Source organism: Desulfovibrio ferrophilus, assembly GCF_003966735.1.
Classification (GTDB): domain Bacteria; phylum Desulfobacterota; class Desulfovibrionia; order Desulfovibrionales; family Desulfovibrionaceae; genus Desulfovibrio_Q; species Desulfovibrio_Q ferrophilus.
Genome location: NZ_AP017378.1, coordinates 1,386,380 through 1,406,316, shown reverse-complemented (window position 1 = coordinate 1,406,316; position 19,937 = coordinate 1,386,380). Strand labels below are relative to the sequence as shown.

At 56.2% G+C, this 19,937-nt stretch carries 20 protein-coding genes; 1 reads left to right on the top strand and 19 read right to left on the bottom strand.

Going from position 1 to position 19,937, the window contains the following annotated elements:
• Nucleotides 1-271: 271 nt before the first annotated feature.
• Nucleotides 272-1,462 (bottom strand): aspartate aminotransferase family protein, encoded by a 1,191-nt coding sequence (locus tag EL361_RS06570; RefSeq protein WP_126377803.1) that lies wholly within the window; start codon nt 1,460-1,462, stop codon nt 272-274.
• Between the two features lie 9 nt (nt 1,463-1,471).
• Nucleotides 1,472-1,939, bottom strand: a complete 468-nt coding sequence (dut, locus tag EL361_RS06565) for a dUTP diphosphatase (protein WP_126377801.1) — start codon at nt 1,937-1,939, stop codon at nt 1,472-1,474.
• Between the two features lie 218 nt (nt 1,940-2,157).
• Between dut and glgP the strand changes: the two genes are divergently transcribed.
• Entirely contained in the window at nt 2,158-4,722 is a 2,565-nt protein-coding gene (glgP, locus tag EL361_RS06560; RefSeq protein WP_126377799.1) for an alpha-glucan family phosphorylase, read from the top strand.
• Between the two features lie 223 nt (nt 4,723-4,945).
• Here the strand turns inward: glgP and EL361_RS06555 are convergent, their stop codons facing one another.
• From EL361_RS06555 to EL361_RS06475, 17 genes are all read right to left on the bottom strand, one after another.
• Nucleotides 4,946-6,562 carry a methyl-accepting chemotaxis protein gene (locus EL361_RS06555; RefSeq protein WP_126377796.1) on the bottom strand — a complete coding sequence of 539 codons (1,617 nt, stop codon included), beginning with the start codon at nt 6,560-6,562 and terminating at the stop codon, nt 4,946-4,948.
• A 143-nt stretch (nt 6,563-6,705) separates the two neighbouring features.
• A complete protein-coding gene (locus tag EL361_RS06550; protein ID WP_126377794.1) occupies nt 6,706-7,491 on the bottom strand; it encodes a sirohydrochlorin cobaltochelatase in 786 nt (261 codons plus the stop codon).
• A 100-nt stretch (nt 7,492-7,591) separates the two neighbouring features.
• Nucleotides 7,592-8,419 (bottom strand): ATP-binding cassette domain-containing protein, encoded by an 828-nt coding sequence (locus EL361_RS06545; protein ID WP_126377792.1) that lies wholly within the window; start codon nt 8,417-8,419, stop codon nt 7,592-7,594.
• Nucleotides 8,416-9,177: a cobalt ECF transporter T component CbiQ gene (gene cbiQ, locus EL361_RS06540; RefSeq protein WP_126377790.1), complete on the bottom strand. Its 762-nt coding sequence runs from the start codon at nt 9,175-9,177 to the stop codon at nt 8,416-8,418. The genes EL361_RS06545 and cbiQ overlap by 4 nt, the downstream gene beginning before the upstream one ends.
• Nucleotides 9,178-9,217: 40 nt before the next feature.
• Nucleotides 9,218-9,853, bottom strand: coding sequence for a hypothetical protein (locus EL361_RS06535; protein WP_126377784.1), 636 nt, complete (start codon nt 9,851-9,853; stop codon nt 9,218-9,220).
• 178 nt (nt 9,854-10,031) lie between these two features.
• A complete protein-coding gene (locus tag EL361_RS06530; RefSeq protein ID WP_126377782.1) occupies nt 10,032-10,502 on the bottom strand; it encodes a Crp/Fnr family transcriptional regulator in 471 nt (156 codons plus the stop codon).
• Between the two features lie 34 nt (nt 10,503-10,536).
• Nucleotides 10,537-12,285 (bottom strand): Na(+)/H(+) antiporter subunit D, encoded by a 1,749-nt coding sequence (locus EL361_RS06525; protein ID WP_126377780.1) that lies wholly within the window; start codon nt 12,283-12,285, stop codon nt 10,537-10,539.
• The gene (locus EL361_RS06520; RefSeq protein ID WP_126377778.1) at nt 12,275-12,526 is read right to left on the bottom strand and encodes a hypothetical protein; all 252 of its coding nucleotides are present in this window, start codon (nt 12,524-12,526) and stop codon (nt 12,275-12,277) included. Before EL361_RS06520 ends, EL361_RS06525 begins: the two co-directional genes overlap by 11 nt.
• Nucleotides 12,527-12,543: 17 nt before the next feature.
• On the bottom strand, nt 12,544-14,022 hold the full coding sequence (locus EL361_RS06515) for a monovalent cation/H+ antiporter subunit D family protein (protein WP_126377776.1): 1,479 nt from the start codon (nt 14,020-14,022) through the stop codon (nt 12,544-12,546).
• 12 nt (nt 14,023-14,034) lie between these two features.
• Nucleotides 14,035-15,534, bottom strand: a complete 1,500-nt coding sequence (locus EL361_RS06510; protein ID WP_126377774.1) for a complex I subunit 5 family protein — start codon at nt 15,532-15,534, stop codon at nt 14,035-14,037.
• A gap of 2 nt (nt 15,535-15,536) precedes the next feature.
• Nucleotides 15,537-15,935, bottom strand: coding sequence for a cation:proton antiporter subunit C (locus EL361_RS06505; protein ID WP_338031065.1), 399 nt, complete (start codon nt 15,933-15,935; stop codon nt 15,537-15,539).
• Nucleotides 15,936-15,937: 2 nt separating this feature from the next.
• Complete coding sequence (locus EL361_RS06500; protein ID WP_126377772.1) at nt 15,938-16,771, bottom strand: Na(+)/H(+) antiporter subunit B; 834 nt, start codon at nt 16,769-16,771, stop codon at nt 15,938-15,940.
• Nucleotides 16,771-17,016, bottom strand: a complete 246-nt coding sequence (locus tag EL361_RS06495) for a Na(+)/H(+) antiporter subunit B (protein ID WP_126377770.1) — start codon at nt 17,014-17,016, stop codon at nt 16,771-16,773. The genes EL361_RS06500 and EL361_RS06495 overlap by 1 nt, the downstream gene beginning before the upstream one ends.
• A gap of 5 nt (nt 17,017-17,021) precedes the next feature.
• Nucleotides 17,022-17,348, bottom strand: a complete 327-nt coding sequence (gene mnhG / locus EL361_RS06490) for a monovalent cation/H(+) antiporter subunit G (RefSeq protein WP_126377768.1) — start codon at nt 17,346-17,348, stop codon at nt 17,022-17,024.
• A 9-nt stretch (nt 17,349-17,357) separates the two neighbouring features.
• Nucleotides 17,358-17,645: an MrpF/PhaF family protein gene (locus EL361_RS06485; protein ID WP_126377766.1), complete on the bottom strand. Its 288-nt coding sequence runs from the start codon at nt 17,643-17,645 to the stop codon at nt 17,358-17,360.
• Nucleotides 17,646-18,179: a Na+/H+ antiporter subunit E gene (locus EL361_RS06480; protein ID WP_197723456.1), complete on the bottom strand. Its 534-nt coding sequence runs from the start codon at nt 18,177-18,179 to the stop codon at nt 17,646-17,648. It abuts the gene before it with no gap.
• A gap of 267 nt (nt 18,180-18,446) precedes the next feature.
• Nucleotides 18,447-19,886: a transferase gene (locus EL361_RS06475; RefSeq protein ID WP_126377764.1), complete on the bottom strand. Its 1,440-nt coding sequence runs from the start codon at nt 19,884-19,886 to the stop codon at nt 18,447-18,449.
• Nucleotides 19,887-19,937: the final 51 nt, after the last annotated feature.

Here is a 19,937-nt window from a genome sequence, read left to right as displayed (position 1 = left end):
AACTGCTCGGGATAAGACAGGCGTGGAGATTCAACGGCCTCCTGAGGCGGGGTTGCGGAGGAACTTTCCTCTTGCAATTCTGCTACCTCGGCGGGCGTGATTTCGCTTATCGGTTCAATGTGCTCGTTTTGGCCATCTAGAGCAACCATGGGTGAAGACCTTCCGTTGGATGACGTCTACTGTCTGTGTAAGTCCGTTCCATGAAACGGTCAAGGCTGCTGCCCTCCGTAGGGTGAGCAGCAGCCTGTGTGAATGGGGTGTCGCGGTGGCTCTAGCCAGCCAGAATTTCTTCCAGCGTGCGGGCGAAATGCTCCATGTCCGCTTTCTCGATGACCAGCGGTGGCAGCATACGCAAAACGTTGCCTTGAGTCAGATTCAGGATGAACCCCTTGCCGATGAGGGCCTTCCAGATATCGGCTCCGTCGCACGAGAGTTCAATGGCCAGCATCAGTCCCCGTCCGCGGACTTCGGCGATTTTTTCGGGATGCTTGTTCTGGACGGCCCGGAACAGGGACTGGGCGTAGTCACCTACTTCGGCTGCCCGCCCGGCCAGGTCGTCTTCAAGCATGATATCCACGACCTTTGAGGCTACTGCGGCTGTCAGTGCACCCGCGCCAAACGTTGTGGCGTGGGTGCCGGGCTCAAAGCCCTGCGCCGCCTCGACAGTGGCGAACATGGCTCCCATGGGCAGGCCGTTGGCCAGGGGTTTGGCGGTGGTGAAAATATCCGGAGCCAGACCGAATTCCTGGTGCGCCCAGAATTTTCCGGTCCGACACATGCCGGTCTGCACTTCGTCGATCATGAACAGCACGTCTCTTTCCACACACAGCTTTTCCAGGCCCAGCAGATATTCCTCGGAGAGAGGACGGATGCCACCTTCGCCCTGAATGACTTCGATGAGTACGCCTGCGGTCTGCGGGCCAATGGCTTCAGCCATGGCCTTCAGATCGCCGAAGGGCACGGAAGTGAAGCCTCCGGGCAGCGGCTGGAAGTGTTTGCTGAAGTGGGCCTGTCCCGTGGCAGTCATGGTGGCCATGGTCCGCCCGTGGAAGGATCCTTCCAGGGTGATGATCTCGTAGGCGTCGCGCTTTGCCACGGTGCGCATGTAGCGCCGGGCGAGTTTGATGGCTGCTTCGTTGGCCTCGGCCCCGGAGTTGCAGAAGAAGACCTTGTCCGCACCACAGGTGGCGGTCAGCTTTTCGGCCAGAGTAGGGCCTTCTTCCTGATAGAAGAGATTGGAGACATGCACGAGCTTCTTGTACTGCGTGTTGATGGTCTCGAGCAGTGCGGGGTTACCATGTCCCAGATTGACCACGGCGATACCCGCCAGCAGGTCGATGTATTCCCTGCCGTCCAGGTCATAGAGACGGCAGCCTTCGCCCCGGGCGATAGCCAGGGGGTAACGGCCATAGGTGTTGCAAATATATTTTGAATCTTTTTCTTTCAGTTCTTCGAAAGTCATTGTCTGCTCCTAGAGTTTACCGGTCGATCCGAAGCCCCCACTGCCGCGGGAGGTGTCGGACAATTCTTCCACCTGGGTCATTTTTCCCTGGCGAAAGGGCATGAACACCAACTGTGCGATGCGCTCTCCGCGCTGAATTCGTCGTCGCTGGCCTGAGGTGTTCAGAATTGAGACAATGATTTCTCCCCTGTAGTCGGGGTCAATGACGCCTACTCCCTGGCTTACGGTGAGCCCCTTTTTGGTGCCCAATCCGCTGCGCGAATAGATGAAGGCTGCCCAGCCGGGTTCGCGGATATCAATGGCGATTCCAGTGCCAAAGGCATGGCGCCCCCCAGCGGGAATCTCGATTTCGTCCTGATCGATGCAGGCACGCAGGTCGAAACCCGCGCTGCCGGTTGTGGAATAGGCAGGAGGCATTTCGGCTGCCAGCGGGTGCAGAATCTTGAAGTTGACTTCGATGGGAGCTGGGGCCGTCATGGGAGTCTCCGTTGTGATGATGAAGCGTTAATCCCGCGAATTGCGTCACGGACGAACAGAATTATTCCAGGTTGGCGGTGAAGTCAAAGCAACATGTTGTGACTATCTGGTTTCATAACGTATACGTCTTGCCTTTTTTCTCCCTCGTTGGCACAAGAGAAGGAGCGGAATAGCGTCAAAAATCACCCGGGCCATGAAACTCTCGGGATGGAGGATGCATGAAACCGATCCAGACATACAGCGTGGTGCCCAAACTTCCCAAAAATCTGAAGCCGTTGTGGAGTCTTGCCTACAACTTCTGGTTCGCCTGGAACGACCGGATAGTGGATCTGTTCTCGCGAATTGATGCACGTCTGTGGCGCGAGAGCGGCGGCAATCCGGTGGCCTTCATCAATATGCTGCCTCAGGAAATGCTTGTGGACTTGTCCAACGACGAGCTGTTTCTGGATCGGATGACCGAAACGGTGGAATCCCTGTCTGCCTATCTGGGGAGTACGGCCTCCGCAGTGGAGTTCAAAGGGCGTGATACCTCCCAGCCCGTGATTGCCTATTTTTCTTTCGAATTCGGGATTACCCCCTGCCTGCCCATCTATTCCGGTGGTTTGGGCATCCTGGCGGGAGACCATCTGAAGTCAGCCAGTGACTTGAACCTCCCTCTTGTTGGTGTGGGCCTTTGCTATACTCAGGGCTATTTTCGTCAGTATCTGACCCCGGATGCCTGGCAGAATGAGCGCTACCCTGTCTATGATTTCGAACAGATGCCATTGACCGAGGTCATGAACGAGGCCGGAGAACCGCTGAAATTTCTCCTCGATCTCCGTGGTCAGAAAGTGGTGGTGCGCATCTGGAAAGCCGCAGTGGGGCGGGTGAATCTGTATCTGATGGATACCAATATCACTGAGAATCCTCCCGAGGTTCGGGAACTGACCACACGACTGTATGGCGGTGATCTGGAAATGCGCCTCAAGCAGGAGGTCCTGCTGGGTATTGGCGGCATGATGGCTCTTGATGTCTTGGGCCTTTCGCCCACGGTCATCCACATGAATGAGGGCCATTCGGCCTTTGCCGGGCTGGAACGCATCCGGCGATTCATGCAGGATCGTGACATTTCGTTTGAGGCTGCCAGTGAGCTTACGGCATCCAGTTGCGTGTTCACCACCCACACCCCTGTGCCAGCCGGTAATGACCGCTTTCCGCCTGATCTCATGCAGCGTTATTTCGAGGGCTATGCCCGTGATATGGGCATTGCCTTCAAGGTTTTTCTGGCCTTGGGCAGGGAAGACCCGCGTGATGATGCTGAGTCTTTCTGCATGACGGTATTGGCGCTTCGGTTGTCACGATTCAACAATGGCGTCAGCAAACTGCACGGCGAGGTCTCGCGTAAGATGTGGCAACGCGTTTGGCCACAATTCCCGCTGCAGGACGTGCCCATCGGGGCCATCACCAACGGGGTGCACCATCCGTCATGGGTGGCGGCGGACATGGCCGTGCTTTATGACCGTTTCTTGGGGGCCAACTGGCGGGAAGACCCGGATTGCGATCGGGTTTGGCGCAATGCGGATGCCATCCCTGACTCCGAACTGTGGCGCACGCACGAACGGCTACGTGAACGATTGGTTGACTTTGTGCGCATGCGGCTGCGGGCCGAGTTGACGGAACGCGGAGCCCGCTACAAGGAGATTGAGGCTGCGGATGATGTGCTTGATCCCGGAGCATTGACCATCGGGTTCGCGAGGCGGTTTGCCACCTACAAACGGGCAAATCTCTTGCTGCAGGACAAGTCACGGCTCTTGAAGCTCATTTCACGAACCGAGCGGCCCATTCAGTTCATTTTTGCAGGAAAGGCGCATCCTAAGGATAATGAAGGAAAGCGCTTGATCCAGGAATTGGTCCAGCTTTGTCGGACCCCCAAATGTCGCAACAAGATGGTGTTTTTGACTGACTATGACATGGATGTGGCCGAATACATGGTGCAGGGTTGTGATGTTTGGCTGAATACCCCGCGTGTACCTCTTGAGGCTTGTGGAACCTCGGGCATGAAGGCCATGGCCAACGGTGTCTTGCATTGTAGTACGCTAGATGGCTGGTGGGCTGAAGCCTATGAGTCCAATAACAGTCTGGGTTGGGCTATCGGGATGGGTGAGTATTACGACGATCTTGAGCATCAGGATTTTGTGGAATCCCAAACTTTATATAATTTATTGGAGAACGATCTGGTCCCAGAGTTCTATGAGCGTGGGCATGGCAATTTGCCTCGGACGTGGATCAGGCGCATGAAAAAGGCCCTGCTCAAGCTTGGTCCGGTATTCAACGGTCATCGCATGGTGGAGGAGTATGCAAAGGTGGCGTATCGGCCTGCCTATTCGAATTATAATGATCTGGCTGCCGACAATTTTGCCAAGGCCAAGGCTCTGGCCCAGTGGCGCATGGAAATCATGACTTGCTGGCATGGTGTGGAGATTCGCAATGTGGTGTCTCGTGAGCCAGGCCAGGTCCATGTGGGTGAGGCCATTGAAGTCGATTGCGAGGTCAATCTGAACGGACTGACAGCCGAAGACGTCACTGTGGAGATTTACAGCGGCGGCGTGGACCATGAAGGCGTGTTCACCGACCGGCGCACCAAGTCCATGGAACCAAGGGACACAACAGACGATGGCTGGCGCCGTTTCAGTGGCATGTTCAAACCCAGTTCTCCGGGGCGTTACGGGTTTAACGTGAGGGTTCTGCCTAGTCATGCCAACCTGCTGGATTCGCATAGTCTGGGTCTGATCCGCTGGGCGTAAAACCACTGAGAAGTGGCTGTCTGCTTTGTTACTGCAAACGGTTCATACTCTTGCGTATTGGTTATACGCAAGAGTATGAACCGTTTTTGCGTCTCGCATTCAGCCACTTTTGAGTGGTTGTTTAAACCAGGAGTTGTTCTGCATGGGAGTAGGGGAAGGATGGAGAAGAATAAAGCCGCCGGAGTTCGCTCCGGCGGCTTCTTGTTTACGGGTTCCGTGGGGGTCAGAATCTTGTGAATTCATCATCGTCATCAGGCTCGTGGGATAATTGATGTTCGAATGTGTTGGCTTCGATCCTGTGGCGAGAAATCATGGCCGAAGATGATGAGTTTCCGGTGGAGGAGCTGTTGATGCGGAAGAAGGAAACGTGCTTGTTCATTTCTTCGGCTTCGCTGGACAGGCTTTCGGAAGTGGCCGCAATTTCTTCTGAGCCCGAAGCATTCTGTTGCACGGTCTGATCGAGTTGCGACAGGGACTCGTTGACCTGCCGGGCACCTTCACTTTGTTCCGTGCAGGCGGCAGCTATTTCTTGAACCAGATCTGCATTCCTTTTGATCTCGGGAACCAGCTCCGTGAGCATGGTGCCCGCCCGTTCGGCAACATCCAGGCTGGAGGTGGAGAGGTGACTGATCTCAGCAGCGGCACCACCGCTTCTTTCTGCAAGCTTGCGAACTTCGGCGGCGACAACGGCAAAGCCTTTCCCGTGTTCTCCTGCCCGAGCGGCCTCGATGGCCGCATTGAGCGCCAGGAGGTTGGTTTGACGTGCGATTTCCTCCACAATGGAGATTTTTTCGGCAATGTCCCGCATGGCTTGTACGGATTGGGTGACGGCGTCACCGCTTTGTTCCGCATCATTTGCAGCTTTTGTGGCGATATCTTCCGTCTGTCTGGCTGTGTCGGCATTTTGCAGGATACCCTGAGCCATTTCTTCCATTGTCGCTGAAATTTCTTCAACGGCTGCTGCCTGCTCGCTCGCGCCTTGTGACAAGGCCTCGGATGAGGCGGAGAGTTCTTCACTGCCGGAGGCCACGCTGGCACTGGCACCTTGAACACCTTGCACAACGTCGGTCAGTCTATCAGCCATCGTGTTCAGAGCCTGGGCGAGATGCCCGACTTCGTCCTTGGAGTCAACGTCCAGCCGTGAGGTGAAGTCACCCTCTGCCATGTTTTCTGCAAAGGAGACGCCTTTGTTGACTGGGTGAGTGATGCTTCTGGTCGTAAGGATTGTTGAGATAACGCCAATAAACAGGGCCACGGTACCGAGAATGATAGTGATCAAGGTGGCGCTGCTGGCATCCGTGGTGATGCCGATCGACATTTCTTCGGCTTCCCGGGTCTGCACTGCAAGAAGTTTGTCGATGGATCCACCGAGAGCGGCGGAGTCGGTGTCGAATTCTTCCATGATCAGGTTGCCAGCCTCAAGGCCTTCATTCAGATAGGCTTGGGTCATACGTTGCCCAGTGGCATAGAATTCTTCGAACATATCGGACAGGGCAGCGAGGTTTCGTAGTTCGTCCTGAGCGTTTTCCTGCTGGAACATGGATTTGAATTTGTCGAGGTCGGTCCGGAAGGCCCCAGCGGCCTCATCGGCATCTTTTAACCCCTCGGTGTTATGGGTGGCTGCGACATCGGTCACCCATTGTTGAACATGGGCTGTTGCAAGTTTCATCCTTGAGGCAGCCAAAGTGAACGGCAGGCTTTCGTGCGCGATCTGTTCAGAGTTCGATTGGATGTCTGAAAGTTCTGAATAAATAACGGTAGTCATCAAGGCAATGACAGTCAGTACCAAGCCGAAGCCGATGCTGAGCCTGGTACCGATATTGAGATCGCGGAACCGCATGGGTCCTCCTTGGTAGAGATCCCTGAATTACGACACTATCAGTGGTTAAATGGAGAACAAGTCTATCATAGCGGAAGAGTCTAATACAAGACTGTTTTGAAAGGAGGCAAAGGATGGGGGGGGATGTAAAAGGAGGACTGAGGTTAGAGCTGGTTCAGAGCTTCGGCCAGGTGATCCAGCCAGATGTCTGCGTAGCCATCATATTCGGCTGTGCCACGCACCACGCATGATGTGCTGATACCTGCTGCGTCAAGAATGGAGACCCAGGAGTCTGGGCCACTGCCACACATGTCTTTCTGCACATGTCGGCCAGGAAGAGCCAGTAGGGGGACGAGCCATGCCTTGTTCATGCCACGGGCCAGAAGCTCGTCTCGAACACTTTCGATGGTCAGGCGCCCATCCATGGTGGCTACAAAGATGTTCGGGTCTTTGGTCTGCATGGCATCATAGAGAGTGTCATAGAGGCTGTCCCCTGCGTGCCAGGTGCCGTGGCCCATGAGGACAACGGCTTCCTGCGCCTTTCGGTCCGGGGGCAGGTGCGACAGGATTGCCTCCACAACGCGGGGGACATCTTCCTCGCCGCCAATGAGTGGACGCCCCAGGCTGACGGAGTCAAACCCGTTCGTGCGTTCGGCAAACTGGTCCACGTCTGTGGCCAGGGCTTCATATTCCTTGCCGGTGATGACGTGCAGAGACTGAACGGCAACATGAGTATATCGTTCGAACAGCATCTTTTGCAGCGCCTTGTCCGAGGAATCGGTTTTTTTACCCTTGTCGGCCAGCTTGCCACGCACGATACCGGACGTGAACCCCCAGCGAACGGGGATGTCCGGGAAGCGGTTGCGGACCCGTTCCTCGAATTGTCGAAGAGACAGGTGAGCTTCCTGGCGGCTGGAGCCGAATGCAACGAGTAGTATGCCTTTTCTCATGGGATTCCTTTGGCGCGTGGGGTGCCCCTGTCTGCGCAAGTCCGCAGACTAGCAGAAAATTGGCTTATGATGAAGGAGAATGGAAGACGGCTGTGTGGAGCTAGTCGCCGTGAGTGTGGGGCACATCACCATGCAGGTGTTCGTGGCGATGGCTATGGGTGTGGGCATGACCGTGAGAGTGTCCGCTTTCATGGGAATGGGCCTGAGCATGGTTGTGGCCGTTCTGGTGGTCGTGAGTGTGGGCATGCACATGTTCGTGGGTCGCCGTGTGCCCGTCAAAGCGGATCTTACCATCCTTCATGGCGTAGATGTCCTTCGTGGTCTGCGCCAGAAAATCGTAGTCGTGAGAGATGATGATGCGTGGCAAAGCCAGTTCATTCAGGATGTGGATCAGTCTGTGGCGGGTGTCCACGTCCAGGGCGTTGGTGGGTTCGTCCAGAAATACGGCCTTGGGTTCCATGGCCAGCACCGTTGCCAGGGAGACGAGCTTCTTTTCACCGCCTGAAAGTTTGTAGGTGATGCGTTCTTCAAAGCCTTCAAGGCCGAGGTGGCGCAAGGTTGTGTGTGCGATTTCGGCGGCCTCGGCAGGGGATTTGCCCAGGTTTAGGGGGCCGAAGGCCACATCTTCCAGTACAGTGGGGTAGAAGAGCTGGTCGTCGGCATTCTGGAAGAGTAAGCCAACTTCCTTGCGCAGGGTCGCAAAGCCCTTTTCATCCGAGATGGGGTGGCCCCGGTGCAGAATGGTACCGGAGTTTGGGTTGATGAGCCCCATGACGATGTGGGCAAGGGTCGTCTTGCCGGAACCATTGGGGCCGATCAGACCAATGTTTGCGCCTTGCTCGAAGCAGAAATCCAATTCATCCAGCACTGGCTTGCGGCAGGGATAGGCATAGGTGATTTTTTGAAGCTCGAACAGCGGCGTGGTCATGTCAGCGTGTATCCCAGGTCATAAAGTGCGATGGCGGCGGAAGCAGCAAGTATCAGTATCAGAAAGGCTGCGTCGGCACCAGTGGCTGACAGTCCATTCAAAGACCTGAAACGTCCGGTGAATGCGCGGCAGAGCATGGCGTTGTAGACTCGTTCGGATCTGTCCAGTCCGCGGACCAGAACCATTCCAGCGAGATAAGCCAGGGTGCGGTAGGAGTGCAGATTGGTTCGGGGGGTGAATCCGCGAATGCGCATGGCCTGTCGCATACGTTGGTATTCCCCGGCCATGACAAAGATGTAGCGATAGGTGAACACCAGGAGATACGCCAGTTTGTCCGGGACCTTCAGACGGCGCAGGGCCCGGCCAAGTTCAGTCACCGGGATGGTCGCTACCAGTGCGATAAAGGCCAGGACGATGGCGTTGGATTTCAAAGTGATCAACCCTGCGAGGGCAAGTCCCTCATGAGTGGCAGTGAATAGCCAGACATCAAAGACGGGCGCACCAGGCTGGGAAAAGGGCAGTATGGCCCACAGGAATAAGATGAATACGTTCACGGCCAGCAGGCGGGAAAGCAGACAGCGCAAGGGAGGTCTGGATATTGTTAATAGCAGCAAGGAAATTCCGAGGGCGGCAGCAGCGCAGGGCGGAGTTGAGAGCAGTGCAATGCAAACGGTCCAAGCCGTGGCCCCGGCCAGTCTGAACCGGGGGTCCAGGCGATGTATGGGGCTTTTGCCACTGGAAAAGGCATCTTCGATCATCGTTGCTCCGCGGTGGAGAATGTATCTGTGGAGCAGGCCATCAGCGGCTGCTTTTGCTCTTGAAATAGGCTGCTATACCGAACAGGCCGAGAATGTATCCGATACCACCGAAGATGTCAGAAGCCTTGGGACCGGGCTCGGCCATTGCGGCAAGCTTGTGATTGAGTGGAGCAATGCGTTTGCTGATGGCCTCATCTACAATGCGCTTGAGCGTTGCTTCGTCGAGGGAGGCTGTACGCATGGCGCCATCAATCGTAGAGGAGGCTGTGGTTGTTGGTTCAATAGCCTGTGAAGAAGGAGTTGCTGCTTTGTCAGCCTCAGCTTCACCGAGGTATTCGTCGGCAGTGATAATCCATTCGCCCCGATGGCCTTCACCGGCAATGAGTACGAGTTTGAGGTCCATGCGCTGCTCCCGGGCCTTGGTGGGGATGGCAAAGGTGCAGAGCCCTTCTTTGTCTGTTTGTCCTTCCGTAACAAGGGTGCCAGTCGCATTGTCCAAGACCTGGATGGGGGCTCCCATGGCGGGTTTTCCACCGGAGAAAGCGCATTCCACATGGATGGTATCGCCTTCTGCCCAAGCGAAGATATTCGAGCGGTGGGCATGGGCAGGAAGTGGTATGGCGAGAATCGCGCAGAGAAGAAGGGCAACGAACAGACGATGGCAGGAAACAGGCATTGGAGCTCCTTGAATTGCTTGGGACAGGCCGTGAACTGAACGAGTGACTGCGTAGCATACTTTTTTATAAAGTGCCATACCTGACAACTCGGATTTCAGGCTGTATCCAAGGAGACAATGAAAAACGGCCCGGAACAGGATGCTCCGGGCCGTTGTTAGTTGTTTTGATATCAGGTGGTTAGCCTTGAAGGTCCGGGTGCTTGGCCAGAACTTTCAGGAACTGGCTCGTACGGCGGTCCAGACGCAGTTTCATGAGCATGAAGATCTTGTTCATGAACTGGTAGCCGAAGGTATGGTCATCGTCCATGAACATTCTCAATTCGTAACCGGGCAACACGATGAGATCGCTGTCCGTGGTAGCGACAGCACGCATGGAATGATGCGACGAGGGGATCATGCCGTACCAGCCGAAGATGTACCCGGGCTTGATGGAAGCCAGGGTCACGGCGGTGCCTTCCATGAGGTCGGATTCCAGGACCACCTTACCGTTCTTGACCATGTAGAGGTTTTCGGCTTCCTGCTCGGCGTCGTAGACCACGTCACCTTCCTTCACGGACTCGAGCTGGGCGATCTTGAGAAGCTTTTCGAATACCTGGTCGGGCAATCCCTGCAACAGGGGGACGTTCTTGAGGTCGTCGATGCTGATCATATCTGAATATCCTCTTGTTTTCTTAAAGGCCCTGCTAAGGCAGGGTCAGGATGATGAAACCGAACAGATACAGGGCGGCCACGGCCACGGAAAGTCCGATGGGCGAGATGCCAGCCCGGAAGTATCTGGTGATCTGCTCACGCTTGGCCTCGTCCGCAGGAAGTACCGCCAGGGTCATGTTCAGCGGCCCTTCGGAGAAGTATCGGCCCAGTCCGGTGGCAGCGCCCTTGTGCATCAACTCGTTGAATGCGTAGTTGACGAAGTTCAGACCCTTGTCCATGCAGATGTAGAACCAACGGCCACCCTTGCGCCAGATGATGTCGGTGTCGATGGCGATGGTGTCCGTCCGCTTCAGAAGCTTCAGGAACACGAAGAACGCCAAAGCTGAGAGCATCAGCAACTGGAACTGCTTGATCACTCCACTCAGAGTGTAGGGGACATGCGGTTCCATCTCAAAGGGCAGCAGAGCATACAGCGGCGCGGGGTAGCAGCCCAGGAAAATGCACAAAAAGGCCATGATGCCCATGGCCCAGAGCATGGTCTTGTGCGGCGGCTCACCGGGCCTGAGCCCTCTGTCCTGGTTGAAGAACACGAAGTACGGGAATTTGATACCCGCGTGCAGGAACACACCCGCCGAAGCGATTTCCAGGATCAGCCAGGGCCAGACAAGATGCTGGTTTACGGCTGCCTCGATGATCAGGGGCTTGGAGGTGTAACCACTGGTGAACGGCACGGACGAGATCGCCAGTGCCCCTATAGTTCCGAAGATCATGGTCCAGGGCATGGTCTTGTACAGACCACCCAGTTCCGTGCATTTGCTTTTGCCGGTCATGTAGAGCACGGAGCCCGCGCTCATCCACAACAGCGATTTGTAGATGATGTGGCAGAAGGCGTGTGCCGCTGCGCCGTTCAGGCTCATGGCAGTGCCGATGCCGATACCGCAGATCATGAAGCCGACCTGGTTGATGATGGAATAGGCCAGGATGCGGCGCATGTCGTTTTCAAGCAGGGCGTAGATGATTCCGTACAGAGCCATCACACAACCGACGACGATCAGGATTTCATATCCGGCATACCCGCGGATCAGCGTGTAGACCGATGTTTTGGTGGTGTAAGCCGACAGGATCAATCCGCCGGTAACGGTGGCTTCGGGGTAGGCGTCGGACAGCCAGGCATGGAACGGCGGTGCCGCCGCGTTGACCAGGATGCCTGCCAGAATCAGGTAGGATGCCAGAGTGCGATCAGTGAAGGCATCGAATCCGATGGAGCCGGTGCCGTTGATGTGCAGCACAATACCCGCCAGCAGGACCAGCCCGCCAAACAGGTGAAGCATCACGTAGCGATAACCAGCGCCGTAAGCCTTGGGGGTCCTGCGGGCCAGGATCAGGAAGGTCGAACACACGGCCATCCATTCCCAGAAGAAGTACAGGGTGATCAGGTCACCCGAGAAAACAACTCCCAGCGCGCCGCCTATGTATCCAAGGGCGGACATGTGCTGTTGGGAGTCTTTCAGGTAGAAGGCATAGATGCAGACAATCGTTGCGTTCAGGGTGAACACATAGCCGAAGATCTTGGACAGCTTGTCCACCCGAAGCAGGGACAGATCATGTCCGAAGAAGTGCACGCTCAAGAGCTCACCGTGCGGCAACTGGCTGATCATCCAGAAAGCCAGGGCGGGCAGGGCAATGACATAGATGTTTTTGGCCTTGCCCGGGATCAGCGGCACCAGCAGGGCGCCGAGAATCAGGATGAAGGCCGGGGGGAAGAGAAGACTAGCGGTCATAGTAGTCCTCCCTCACTTTCAGGACCAGTCCCAGCAGTTTTGCCAGGATGATCAGCACCGAGCAGGACGCGAAGCCCAGCAGTGCCGAGAACCCGAAGATACCGTCGAACGAGAAATGCGGGTGCACGTGCACAAACGCCTCGGCAATGACGGTCAGGGCACAGGTGCCCCACAGGAGCTTCCAGAGAAGCTTCCTGTTCTTGTCGTGGTCAAACCAATCGAATTCTTTTTTATGACTCATGGCCGTCTCGTTCTCCGTTAAGGTGCCGGGACACCGAGGCCGATGGCGGCCAGTCCGGTGAAGATGTCGTAAAAGAAGAACAGTCCCAGGGTGATTACCGCAGTGGTAATGATGGGGATCGTGCATTGCACGGGTCCTTCGTTGCGCGGTCCGGGGAACATGTTCTCTTCTTCAGTGCAGAAGAAGGCCTTGTACACGATGGGCAGGAAGTAGGCCGCGTTAAGCAGCGAACTGACCAGCAGCACGATCATGAATTCCCATTGGCCGGATTCCAGGGTGCCCTGCAAGAGGTACCACTTGCTGAAGAAACCGCCCGTGGGAGGGATGCCGATGACCGAGAGTGACCCGATCAGGAAGCAGATCATGGTGATGGGCATTCGTTTGCCGATGCCGACCATCTCACTGATGTTCTTTTTGCCGGTGGCTACGAAGATGGCGCCGGCGCACATGAACAGCGTGATCTTGCCGAAGGCGTGCATGGCGATGTGGACCGAGCCACCCAGCAGAGCTTTGGGAGCCAACAGCCCCATGCCCAATACGATGTAGGACAGCTGACCGATGGTCGAGAAGGCCAGTCGGCGTTTCAGGCCGTCCTGCGAGAGTGCTATGAGCGAGGCTGTGATGATTGTCACCGAGGCGATGGTGGCGATGAGCGTGCCCAGGTTCAAATCCCTGAGCATGTCTACGCCGAATACGCCTGTAACCACACGCACGATGGAGAACACACCGACCTTGACGACCGCCACTGCGTGCAGCAGGGCCGAAACCGGGGTCGGGGCGACCATGGCTGCTGGCAGCCACGAGTGGAACGGCATGATACCGGCTTTGGCAAAGCCGAAGACGAACATCACAAGCAGTGCCGTGGCCACCTCGGGGGTGACATTACCGGACAGGAAGCCCTGCGGACCGAAGTCCAGGGTTCCGGCCTGGAAGTAGGCGATGAGCATGGCTGGCAGAGCCAGGCCGATGGACGTGCCCATGATGTAGCCGATGTATTTGCGACCGGAGACTCTCGCCTCGGGGGTCTGCATGTGTGCGACCAGTGGGTACGTGGACAGTGAGAGAATCTCGTAGAACATGTACATGGTCAGCAGGTTGGCCGAGAAGGCCACACCGATTGTGGACGACAACGCCAGGGCGAAGAACGTCGCGAACCGGGTCTGACTGTGTTCCTTGAGGCCTCGCATGTAGCCGATGGTGTACAGGGACACCACGATCCAAAGCGGTGCGGAGACCATGGCGAACATCAGGCCGAGGCCATCCACTCGGAAGGCGATGGGCACGCCGGGCAGGACCTCGAACAGGGTGTATGTGTATTGGGCACCAGCAAGTACTGCAGGGACCATGCTCACGATAAGGGCGAGCTTGATGCCGGCGGCGGTGAAGGTGACGGCTTCGCGCAGATTGGGCCTTTTCCCGGCTGCCGCGATGAACGGCATGGCGGCCAGGGAGACCAGCACGGCGAGAAGCGGTCGGATGGATTCGATGTATTCCATATCGATAGCTCCCTAGATGATGGTCGCCGGGATGGCGAAGTCGATGATGTTGGTGACGATGAAGCCGGAGTACAGCCCCAGAACCACAAGGCCGACGGCCACGACGAGCAGAGGCAGGACCATGCTCCAGGGAGCATCCTGAATCTTTTCATGCGGCGGTCCGTGGTAGTGGTCGCCATGCATGTCGCCGTAAGGCTCGAAGAAGGCGATTTCGAAGATTCTGAAGAACAGAATGACGTTCATCAGGCTTGAGAAGACCAGTGCGGCCACGAATCCGTAATGTCCGGCATCGAGTCCACCCAGAATCAGGTACCACTTGGAGTAGAACCCACAGGTGGGAGGCACGCCGATCATGGCCAGCGCACCGATGACCAGCGCGGCCATGGTGAAAGGCTGTTTGCGTGACAAGCCCTGAAGGGCTTCAAACTTCGTGGAGCCGGTGCGGTAGGCGATGCAGCCCACACACAGGAAAACGCACAGGGTCATGACTGCGTCGTTGACGATGTGCAGCATGGAGCCGGTGATCCCCAGTCGGTTACCAAGCCAGAAGCCGCCGACCATATACCCCACCTCGGAGATGAGGACGAAGGTCAGCATCTTTTTCATGTCCTTTTGGGACAGAGCAAAGAAGGCTCCCATAACCATGGCGACCACCGCTGCCCAGACAATGCCATCTGCAAACCAGGCGGCCTTGAAGGTGAACTCGGGGGTGAACACGGTCAGGCACATGCGGATCATGGCGTAGACCATGACTTTGGTTGTCATGGGGGCGATGAGACTGGAAGCCGGAGAGTTTGCGTCCGAATATGCGCCTGGTAACCAGGCATGCATCGGGAAGAACGCCATCTTGATGAAGATGCCCACCAGCACCAGTCCGAAGGCCGCTGCAATGGCGGGAGATCCGTACAGGCTGGGCAGCAGGCGTTGCAGGTCCAGCATGTTGAGCGAGCCGGTCATGATGTACATGTAGCCGACGCCGAGCAGGTAGAAGGACGCACCCACGGTCCCCATGAACAGGTAGCGCAAGGTGGACAACTGGGCTCGGGTATTGCCCATGGCAAGGAGCGCGTAGCCTGAGAGGGCTGCGATTTCCAGCAGGACATAGAGGTTGAACGCGTCTCCCGTGACCACGATACCCAGGTGACCTGCTACGGAGAGCAGATACAAGGTATAGAAGACCGGAGCCTTGTCACCGTAGCTCTTTTCGATGTCGGGCCGGGTGGCAATGAGGTTCCAGAAGGCCAGGGACGAAACGACGAACAGCACCAGGGCGTTGAGGTGATCGACATAGTATTCGATACCCATGGGGGGTGCCCATCCACCGATTCGGTAGGAGAGCGGCCCATTGGCGATGACCTGCCCCAGCAGGCCCATGGCCGCAGCCGCAGACAGTCCGAGAGCAAGTGCCGACATGATGAAGGCGGGCTTTCGGCTGAACCAGGCGCTGATGAACACGAAAAGCGCGAACAGCAGCGGTGCGATCAGGATAAGTGATGGATATTGATCGATCATGGCTACTCACTCAAGTGGCTTAAGATTTCGTCTTCATCCAGCGTCTGATGCTCGCGGTAGACTTTGAGCGCCAGGGCCAGAGCCACACCGAGAGTGGCCACGGACACGACGATGGCGGTGAGCATCAATACATGAGGGAGCGGGTTGATGTATTTGTCCGCATCCATGATGTAGTCGTGCCCATGCCCGGGAGCATGCTCCAGAATTGGGATCGTTCCGCCTTTTTTCGCGCCGATGGACACGTAGAACAGAATGATCGCGGTCTGGAAGATGTTCATGCCGATGATTTTCTTGATCAGGTTGACCTTGGCGATCATGGCCCAGATGCCGATCATCATCAGAATGATATAAATCCAATAATTGTATTTGGCCGTGAGGACCGTTTCCAGGAATTCCATCATGGTTACAGCCCCTCGTCGTATGCGCCGACAGAAGCGACGTTATTATAGATGATGACCATGGTGGACATGACCGTCAGGGCCACCCCGATCTCGACGATCAGGATACCCATGGAGCGGGCGGCGATGGGATCGAGGCCGAGCAGTACGCCAAGCACCGAGTAGTCCAGGAAGTTGCCGCCGAACAACAGGGCCAAGGCACCCCATCCAGCGTAAATCAGTACGCCCGATGCGGACATCAGTCCCAGGGTCTTGTTGCTGACGCGTGCGGAAAGGGTACGCAGGTTATGCGACAGGGCCAGCAACAGGAAGCCAGCGGCCAGGATGACGCCGCCCTGGAAACCACCGCCGGGGCTGTGGTGCCCGTGGGCCACGACATACAGTCCGAAGAGCTGGATGAACGGGATCATCAGGCTGGCTACCCGGGAGACGATGAAGTCATAAGGGGTCCAGGTGGGGTCGATGCGTTCGAAGTCCGACCGGGAATTGGGACGGGTGCCGTTGGGTTTGACCTTGAGGACCACGCCCGTGTCCTTGTGACGGAAGTAGCGGATCTGATCGTCATCCTCGCGGCGGAAGGCCCCAAGGATGAAGAAGCAGGCCGCACCGGCGCAGAAGACAACGGTGGTTTCGAACATGGTGTCGTACCCTCGATAGTCTCCAAGGACGGCAGTGACGATGTTCGGAACTGAGGTTTCCTCGATGGTTTTCTCGATGAAATGCGGTGAGAGGTACGTGGACGCAGGTGACTGCGGATCACCCCAGCGCGGGAATTCCGCGGTGATGGCGATGAGCATGATGCCCAACAGGAGGATGGTGACAGAAGCGAGTTTTTTCATCAGTCCTTCGTCCTCCTTGATGTTCTGAACACCGCAGCGATGAACAGTACGGTGGACACACCCGCGCCGACGGTGGCCTCGGTAAAGGCGACGTCAACAGCGCCCATGACGGTCCAGAGTACGCACATCATGAAGCTGTATGCTCCGAAGAGGATGCCAGCGCCGAGCAGGTCCTTGACCTGCAACGAGGCGATGGCGACCACCACCACCAACAGGAGCATGGCTGTATCGATTTGCCAGATCATGGTCGCTATCTCCTTGGTTGGCCCTGAGTCCATGGTTTCTGTCCGGCCCGGAATCCGGCATCCACGATGGCGTGGGTGGCCGTAGGACTGGCGATGAATACAAAGACCAGGATCAGCATGATTTTCAGAGCCGTGAGCACTGAGGTGCTGCTGATGTCATTGAGTTCATACAGGGCAAGTCCACCAAGCATGAACAGCGAGGCCAGGGTGTCCATCTTGCCTGCGGGATGCAGGCGGGAATAAAAGTCGGGAAAACGCACGATACCAAGGGAGCCGCCAAAAAAGACGATCAGCCCAAGGACAAGCAGCGTCACAACGATGATGTCGAGCATGGGGTTCTCCTATTGGCCCTGGGGTTCTTGGTGCAACCCCTTGCGTTTTTGGAAGAATTTTGCGGAGGCGATGACAGCAATGAAGTTCAGCATGCCATAGGCCAGCGCGATATCGACGAACATTTCCTCACGATGGAAGAGGTGCCCGGCGATGACCAGCAAAACAACGGTTTTGGAACCGATACCGTTGACGCCCAACAAGCGGTCGAGGACCGTGGGGCCGACAATGGCACGATACAAGGTCATGAGCATCAGTCCGATGAGGATCAGTGCAGTGGTCAGAAAGAATCCGTCCATCTAGTCCTCCCCGAAGGTTTTGGCGATTTTGTGCTCCATGTCCCCGGGCAGTCCGTCAGCGGACTTCTGATCGATGGCATGCACGGTGTAACGGCCGTTGATATCAACGTGAACCGTGATGGTGCCGGGGGTGAGCGTAATGGAATTGGCATAGGTCAGGCGGGACATGGTTCCCTTCAGGTTGGAGTCGATCTTGATGACCCGGGGGGAGATCTTGTCCATCATCCTGGGGTGAAAGGCGAGATACATGAGCCAGACATTGGCTTTCATGATTTCCCAGATCAGCCAGGGGATGTACATGATGAATCTGAACCAGGTTCCGGTGATGGCAGCTCTGGAGTCCGGAGGGAACAAGAGGTCAGACGAAAACCAGGCCACAATGGCGCAGGAGATGACTCCCAGGCTCATATGAAATGGATCGAATTGACCTGAGAGTACGATCCAGCTGAGCGCCATGATGAGAAAGGTCAGGGCCATGGCCCCGAACCGGCGTCTCGGCTTTCTCTTTTTGGACTGTTTGCGGTTGTATACCATTGTCTTTCCTTGCAACTGTTGGTGCGGGTTGACAAAACGATGAATGTTTCCGGCCCTAAGGGCCGGAAACATTACATACATAAATGAGTACGGACTTCAAGGACACTCCTTGTGAAAAATTCCCCAAAGGCGGAATATTTAAATAACAGGCTTGGAGAATCTGCCCCGCAAGCACCGTGTGACTTGCATTAAGCTGAAATCACAGTAAGTTTCCTGATATATCTCCGAAATTGTCGTGTTCTTCGTTTCGTCCTTTCCGTAAGCCCCCTAGAACATGTCCAGATGAGCTGGGGAGATCTCGACCGTGGGGTAGAGTCCCTTCAGCGGGCCATCCGGATAAGGCTGTACGATGTTAAAGGACATTTCGTTGTTCTGCTGGGCGTGGCCGATGCCATTGTCGCCGCTTTCGAAATAGGCTCCATTTTCTTCCAAGATGTGCTGAATGCGATGAGCGAAGGCGTCCACAAATGCCTTGCCCGATCCGGAGAAGCTCATATCGCCGAAGGTGGTTTCACCACTGAATTCTTTGAGGCGTGAAATGGCGATGGAGTTTCGCTCCAGATCGGCCTTGGAACCCACAAATCCCCAAACAAGTGTGCCATCGGGGATTTCAAGAGGCTCGTCGGCGTCGATGATGGTGTGGGGCATGATAATGCAGCCCTTGCCCACCTGTACGGGGTTTTCCGGTGTGCCGTGAACGAAGGCGTTGAAGCCGACGAAGCAGTTGGGGCCGCAGTGGGCGTGGATGATCTTGCCGCCATGTGCGGTGACGTTCATGCCATCCAGGCGGGAATGCACGATGTAGCAGTTCTCCTGGGCGTTGGCTCCTTGCCCCAGAGATGCTTCTTCCAGATAGGCCCGCTGGCAGACCAGTACATTTTCATCCACGCTGCAGTTGCCTTTAACCACGGCATAGGGCGACAGGGATGCACTCCCCGGCACATTGAGCTGGGTTTCCTGAGTCACTGAACTGTAGATGGGGATGAAGTCTGCTTTCCGTTCCTCCACATAGTCCAGCATCTTGCCAGTGGGGGGCTTGCCAGGCTCGTACTTGACGTACTTGTCGAGGATTTCACGGGGGAATTTATAGTCAAACTCGAAGGCTCCCTCGGCTTTGACCCAGATGCGCCCCGGCTCCACATAGGTGTGCGAAAGCTCTCCGGCCTGAACATAGCTGTGCGTGCCGAATGCGCAGTTGTGCGCACTGGTCAGGTCGACGGTGGCAAAGGGCTCCAGGAAACAGCCGTCCATGGGGGCGCCATGGATGTTGGCCCAGTGCAGAGCAACGGTATTGCGAATTGCGAATTTTTCAAGGTTTTCGGGGTCGTGAGACTTGTTATGGACCAGAGTCTTGATCAGGAAGCTGTCACGGATGGCAATGAACTCATCATTGTATAGTTTGAGCTCCATGTCTTCGAATTTGACCACATCACCTTTGCGCTTGAGTTCGTCGCCGCGGATGTCGCTCTTGTAGAGGACCGAGCGGGTCACTTCGCATTTGCCCAGAAAGTAGGTGCCGGACAGGCATGATTCCGAGAATTTGAAATGCAGAGGGTGAGTTGGGGTCAGGCCGTAAAAGGCATAGAAGGATGACAGGTTCTCTTGGGAAACGATGGTTCGAAGGTGAGGCCCCACGTCCACGAATTCGTGCAGGTTGACGTTGACGCGGGTAATGATGCTTTCGATGAGATTCTTCAGCTGGTCCATTGCTTGCTCCGGAAACGATTGGGTTGGCGGAGTAGGGCTCGGCTCCATAGT

What these genes read in the sequence shown, in the direction of transcription:
- EL361_RS06570 (WP_126377803.1), bottom strand. Translation starts at nt 1,462, where the DNA reads ATGACTTTCGAAGAACTGAAAGAAAAAGATTCAAAATATATTTGCAAC.
- dut (WP_126377801.1), bottom strand. Translation starts at nt 1,939, where the DNA reads ATGACGGCCCCAGCTCCCATCGAAGTCAACTTCAAGATTCTGCACCCG.
- glgP (WP_126377799.1), top strand. Translation starts at nt 2,158, where the DNA reads ATGAAACCGATCCAGACATACAGCGTGGTGCCCAAACTTCCCAAAAAT.
- EL361_RS06555 (WP_126377796.1), bottom strand. Translation starts at nt 6,562, where the DNA reads ATGCGGTTCCGCGATCTCAATATCGGTACCAGGCTCAGCATCGGCTTC.
- EL361_RS06550 (WP_126377794.1), bottom strand. Translation starts at nt 7,491, where the DNA reads ATGAGAAAAGGCATACTACTCGTTGCATTCGGCTCCAGCCGCCAGGAA.
- EL361_RS06545 (WP_126377792.1), bottom strand. Translation starts at nt 8,419, where the DNA reads ATGACCACGCCGCTGTTCGAGCTTCAAAAAATCACCTATGCCTATCCC.
- cbiQ (WP_126377790.1), bottom strand. Translation starts at nt 9,177, where the DNA reads ATGATCGAAGATGCCTTTTCCAGTGGCAAAAGCCCCATACATCGCCTG.
- EL361_RS06535 (WP_126377784.1), bottom strand. Translation starts at nt 9,853, where the DNA reads ATGCCTGTTTCCTGCCATCGTCTGTTCGTTGCCCTTCTTCTCTGCGCG.
- EL361_RS06530 (WP_126377782.1), bottom strand. Translation starts at nt 10,502, where the DNA reads ATGATCAGCATCGACGACCTCAAGAACGTCCCCCTGTTGCAGGGATTG.
- EL361_RS06525 (WP_126377780.1), bottom strand. Translation starts at nt 12,285, where the DNA reads ATGACCGCTAGTCTTCTCTTCCCCCCGGCCTTCATCCTGATTCTCGGC.
- EL361_RS06520 (WP_126377778.1), bottom strand. Translation starts at nt 12,526, where the DNA reads ATGAGTCATAAAAAAGAATTCGATTGGTTTGACCACGACAAGAACAGG.
- EL361_RS06515 (WP_126377776.1), bottom strand. Translation starts at nt 14,022, where the DNA reads ATGGAATACATCGAATCCATCCGACCGCTTCTCGCCGTGCTGGTCTCC.
- EL361_RS06510 (WP_126377774.1), bottom strand. Translation starts at nt 15,534, where the DNA reads ATGATCGATCAATATCCATCACTTATCCTGATCGCACCGCTGCTGTTC.
- EL361_RS06505 (WP_338031065.1), bottom strand. Translation starts at nt 15,935, where the DNA reads ATGATGGAATTCCTGGAAACGGTCCTCACGGCCAAATACAATTATTGG.
- EL361_RS06500 (WP_126377772.1), bottom strand. Translation starts at nt 16,771, where the DNA reads ATGAAAAAACTCGCTTCTGTCACCATCCTCCTGTTGGGCATCATGCTC.
- EL361_RS06495 (WP_126377770.1), bottom strand. Translation starts at nt 17,016, where the DNA reads ATGATCTGGCAAATCGATACAGCCATGCTCCTGTTGGTGGTGGTGGTC.
- mnhG (WP_126377768.1), bottom strand. Translation starts at nt 17,348, where the DNA reads ATGCTCGACATCATCGTTGTGACGCTGCTTGTCCTTGGGCTGATCGTC.
- EL361_RS06485 (WP_126377766.1), bottom strand. Translation starts at nt 17,645, where the DNA reads ATGGACGGATTCTTTCTGACCACTGCACTGATCCTCATCGGACTGATG.
- EL361_RS06480 (WP_197723456.1), bottom strand. Translation starts at nt 18,179, where the DNA reads ATGGTATACAACCGCAAACAGTCCAAAAAGAGAAAGCCGAGACGCCGG.
- EL361_RS06475 (WP_126377764.1), bottom strand. Translation starts at nt 19,886, where the DNA reads ATGGACCAGCTGAAGAATCTCATCGAAAGCATCATTACCCGCGTCAAC.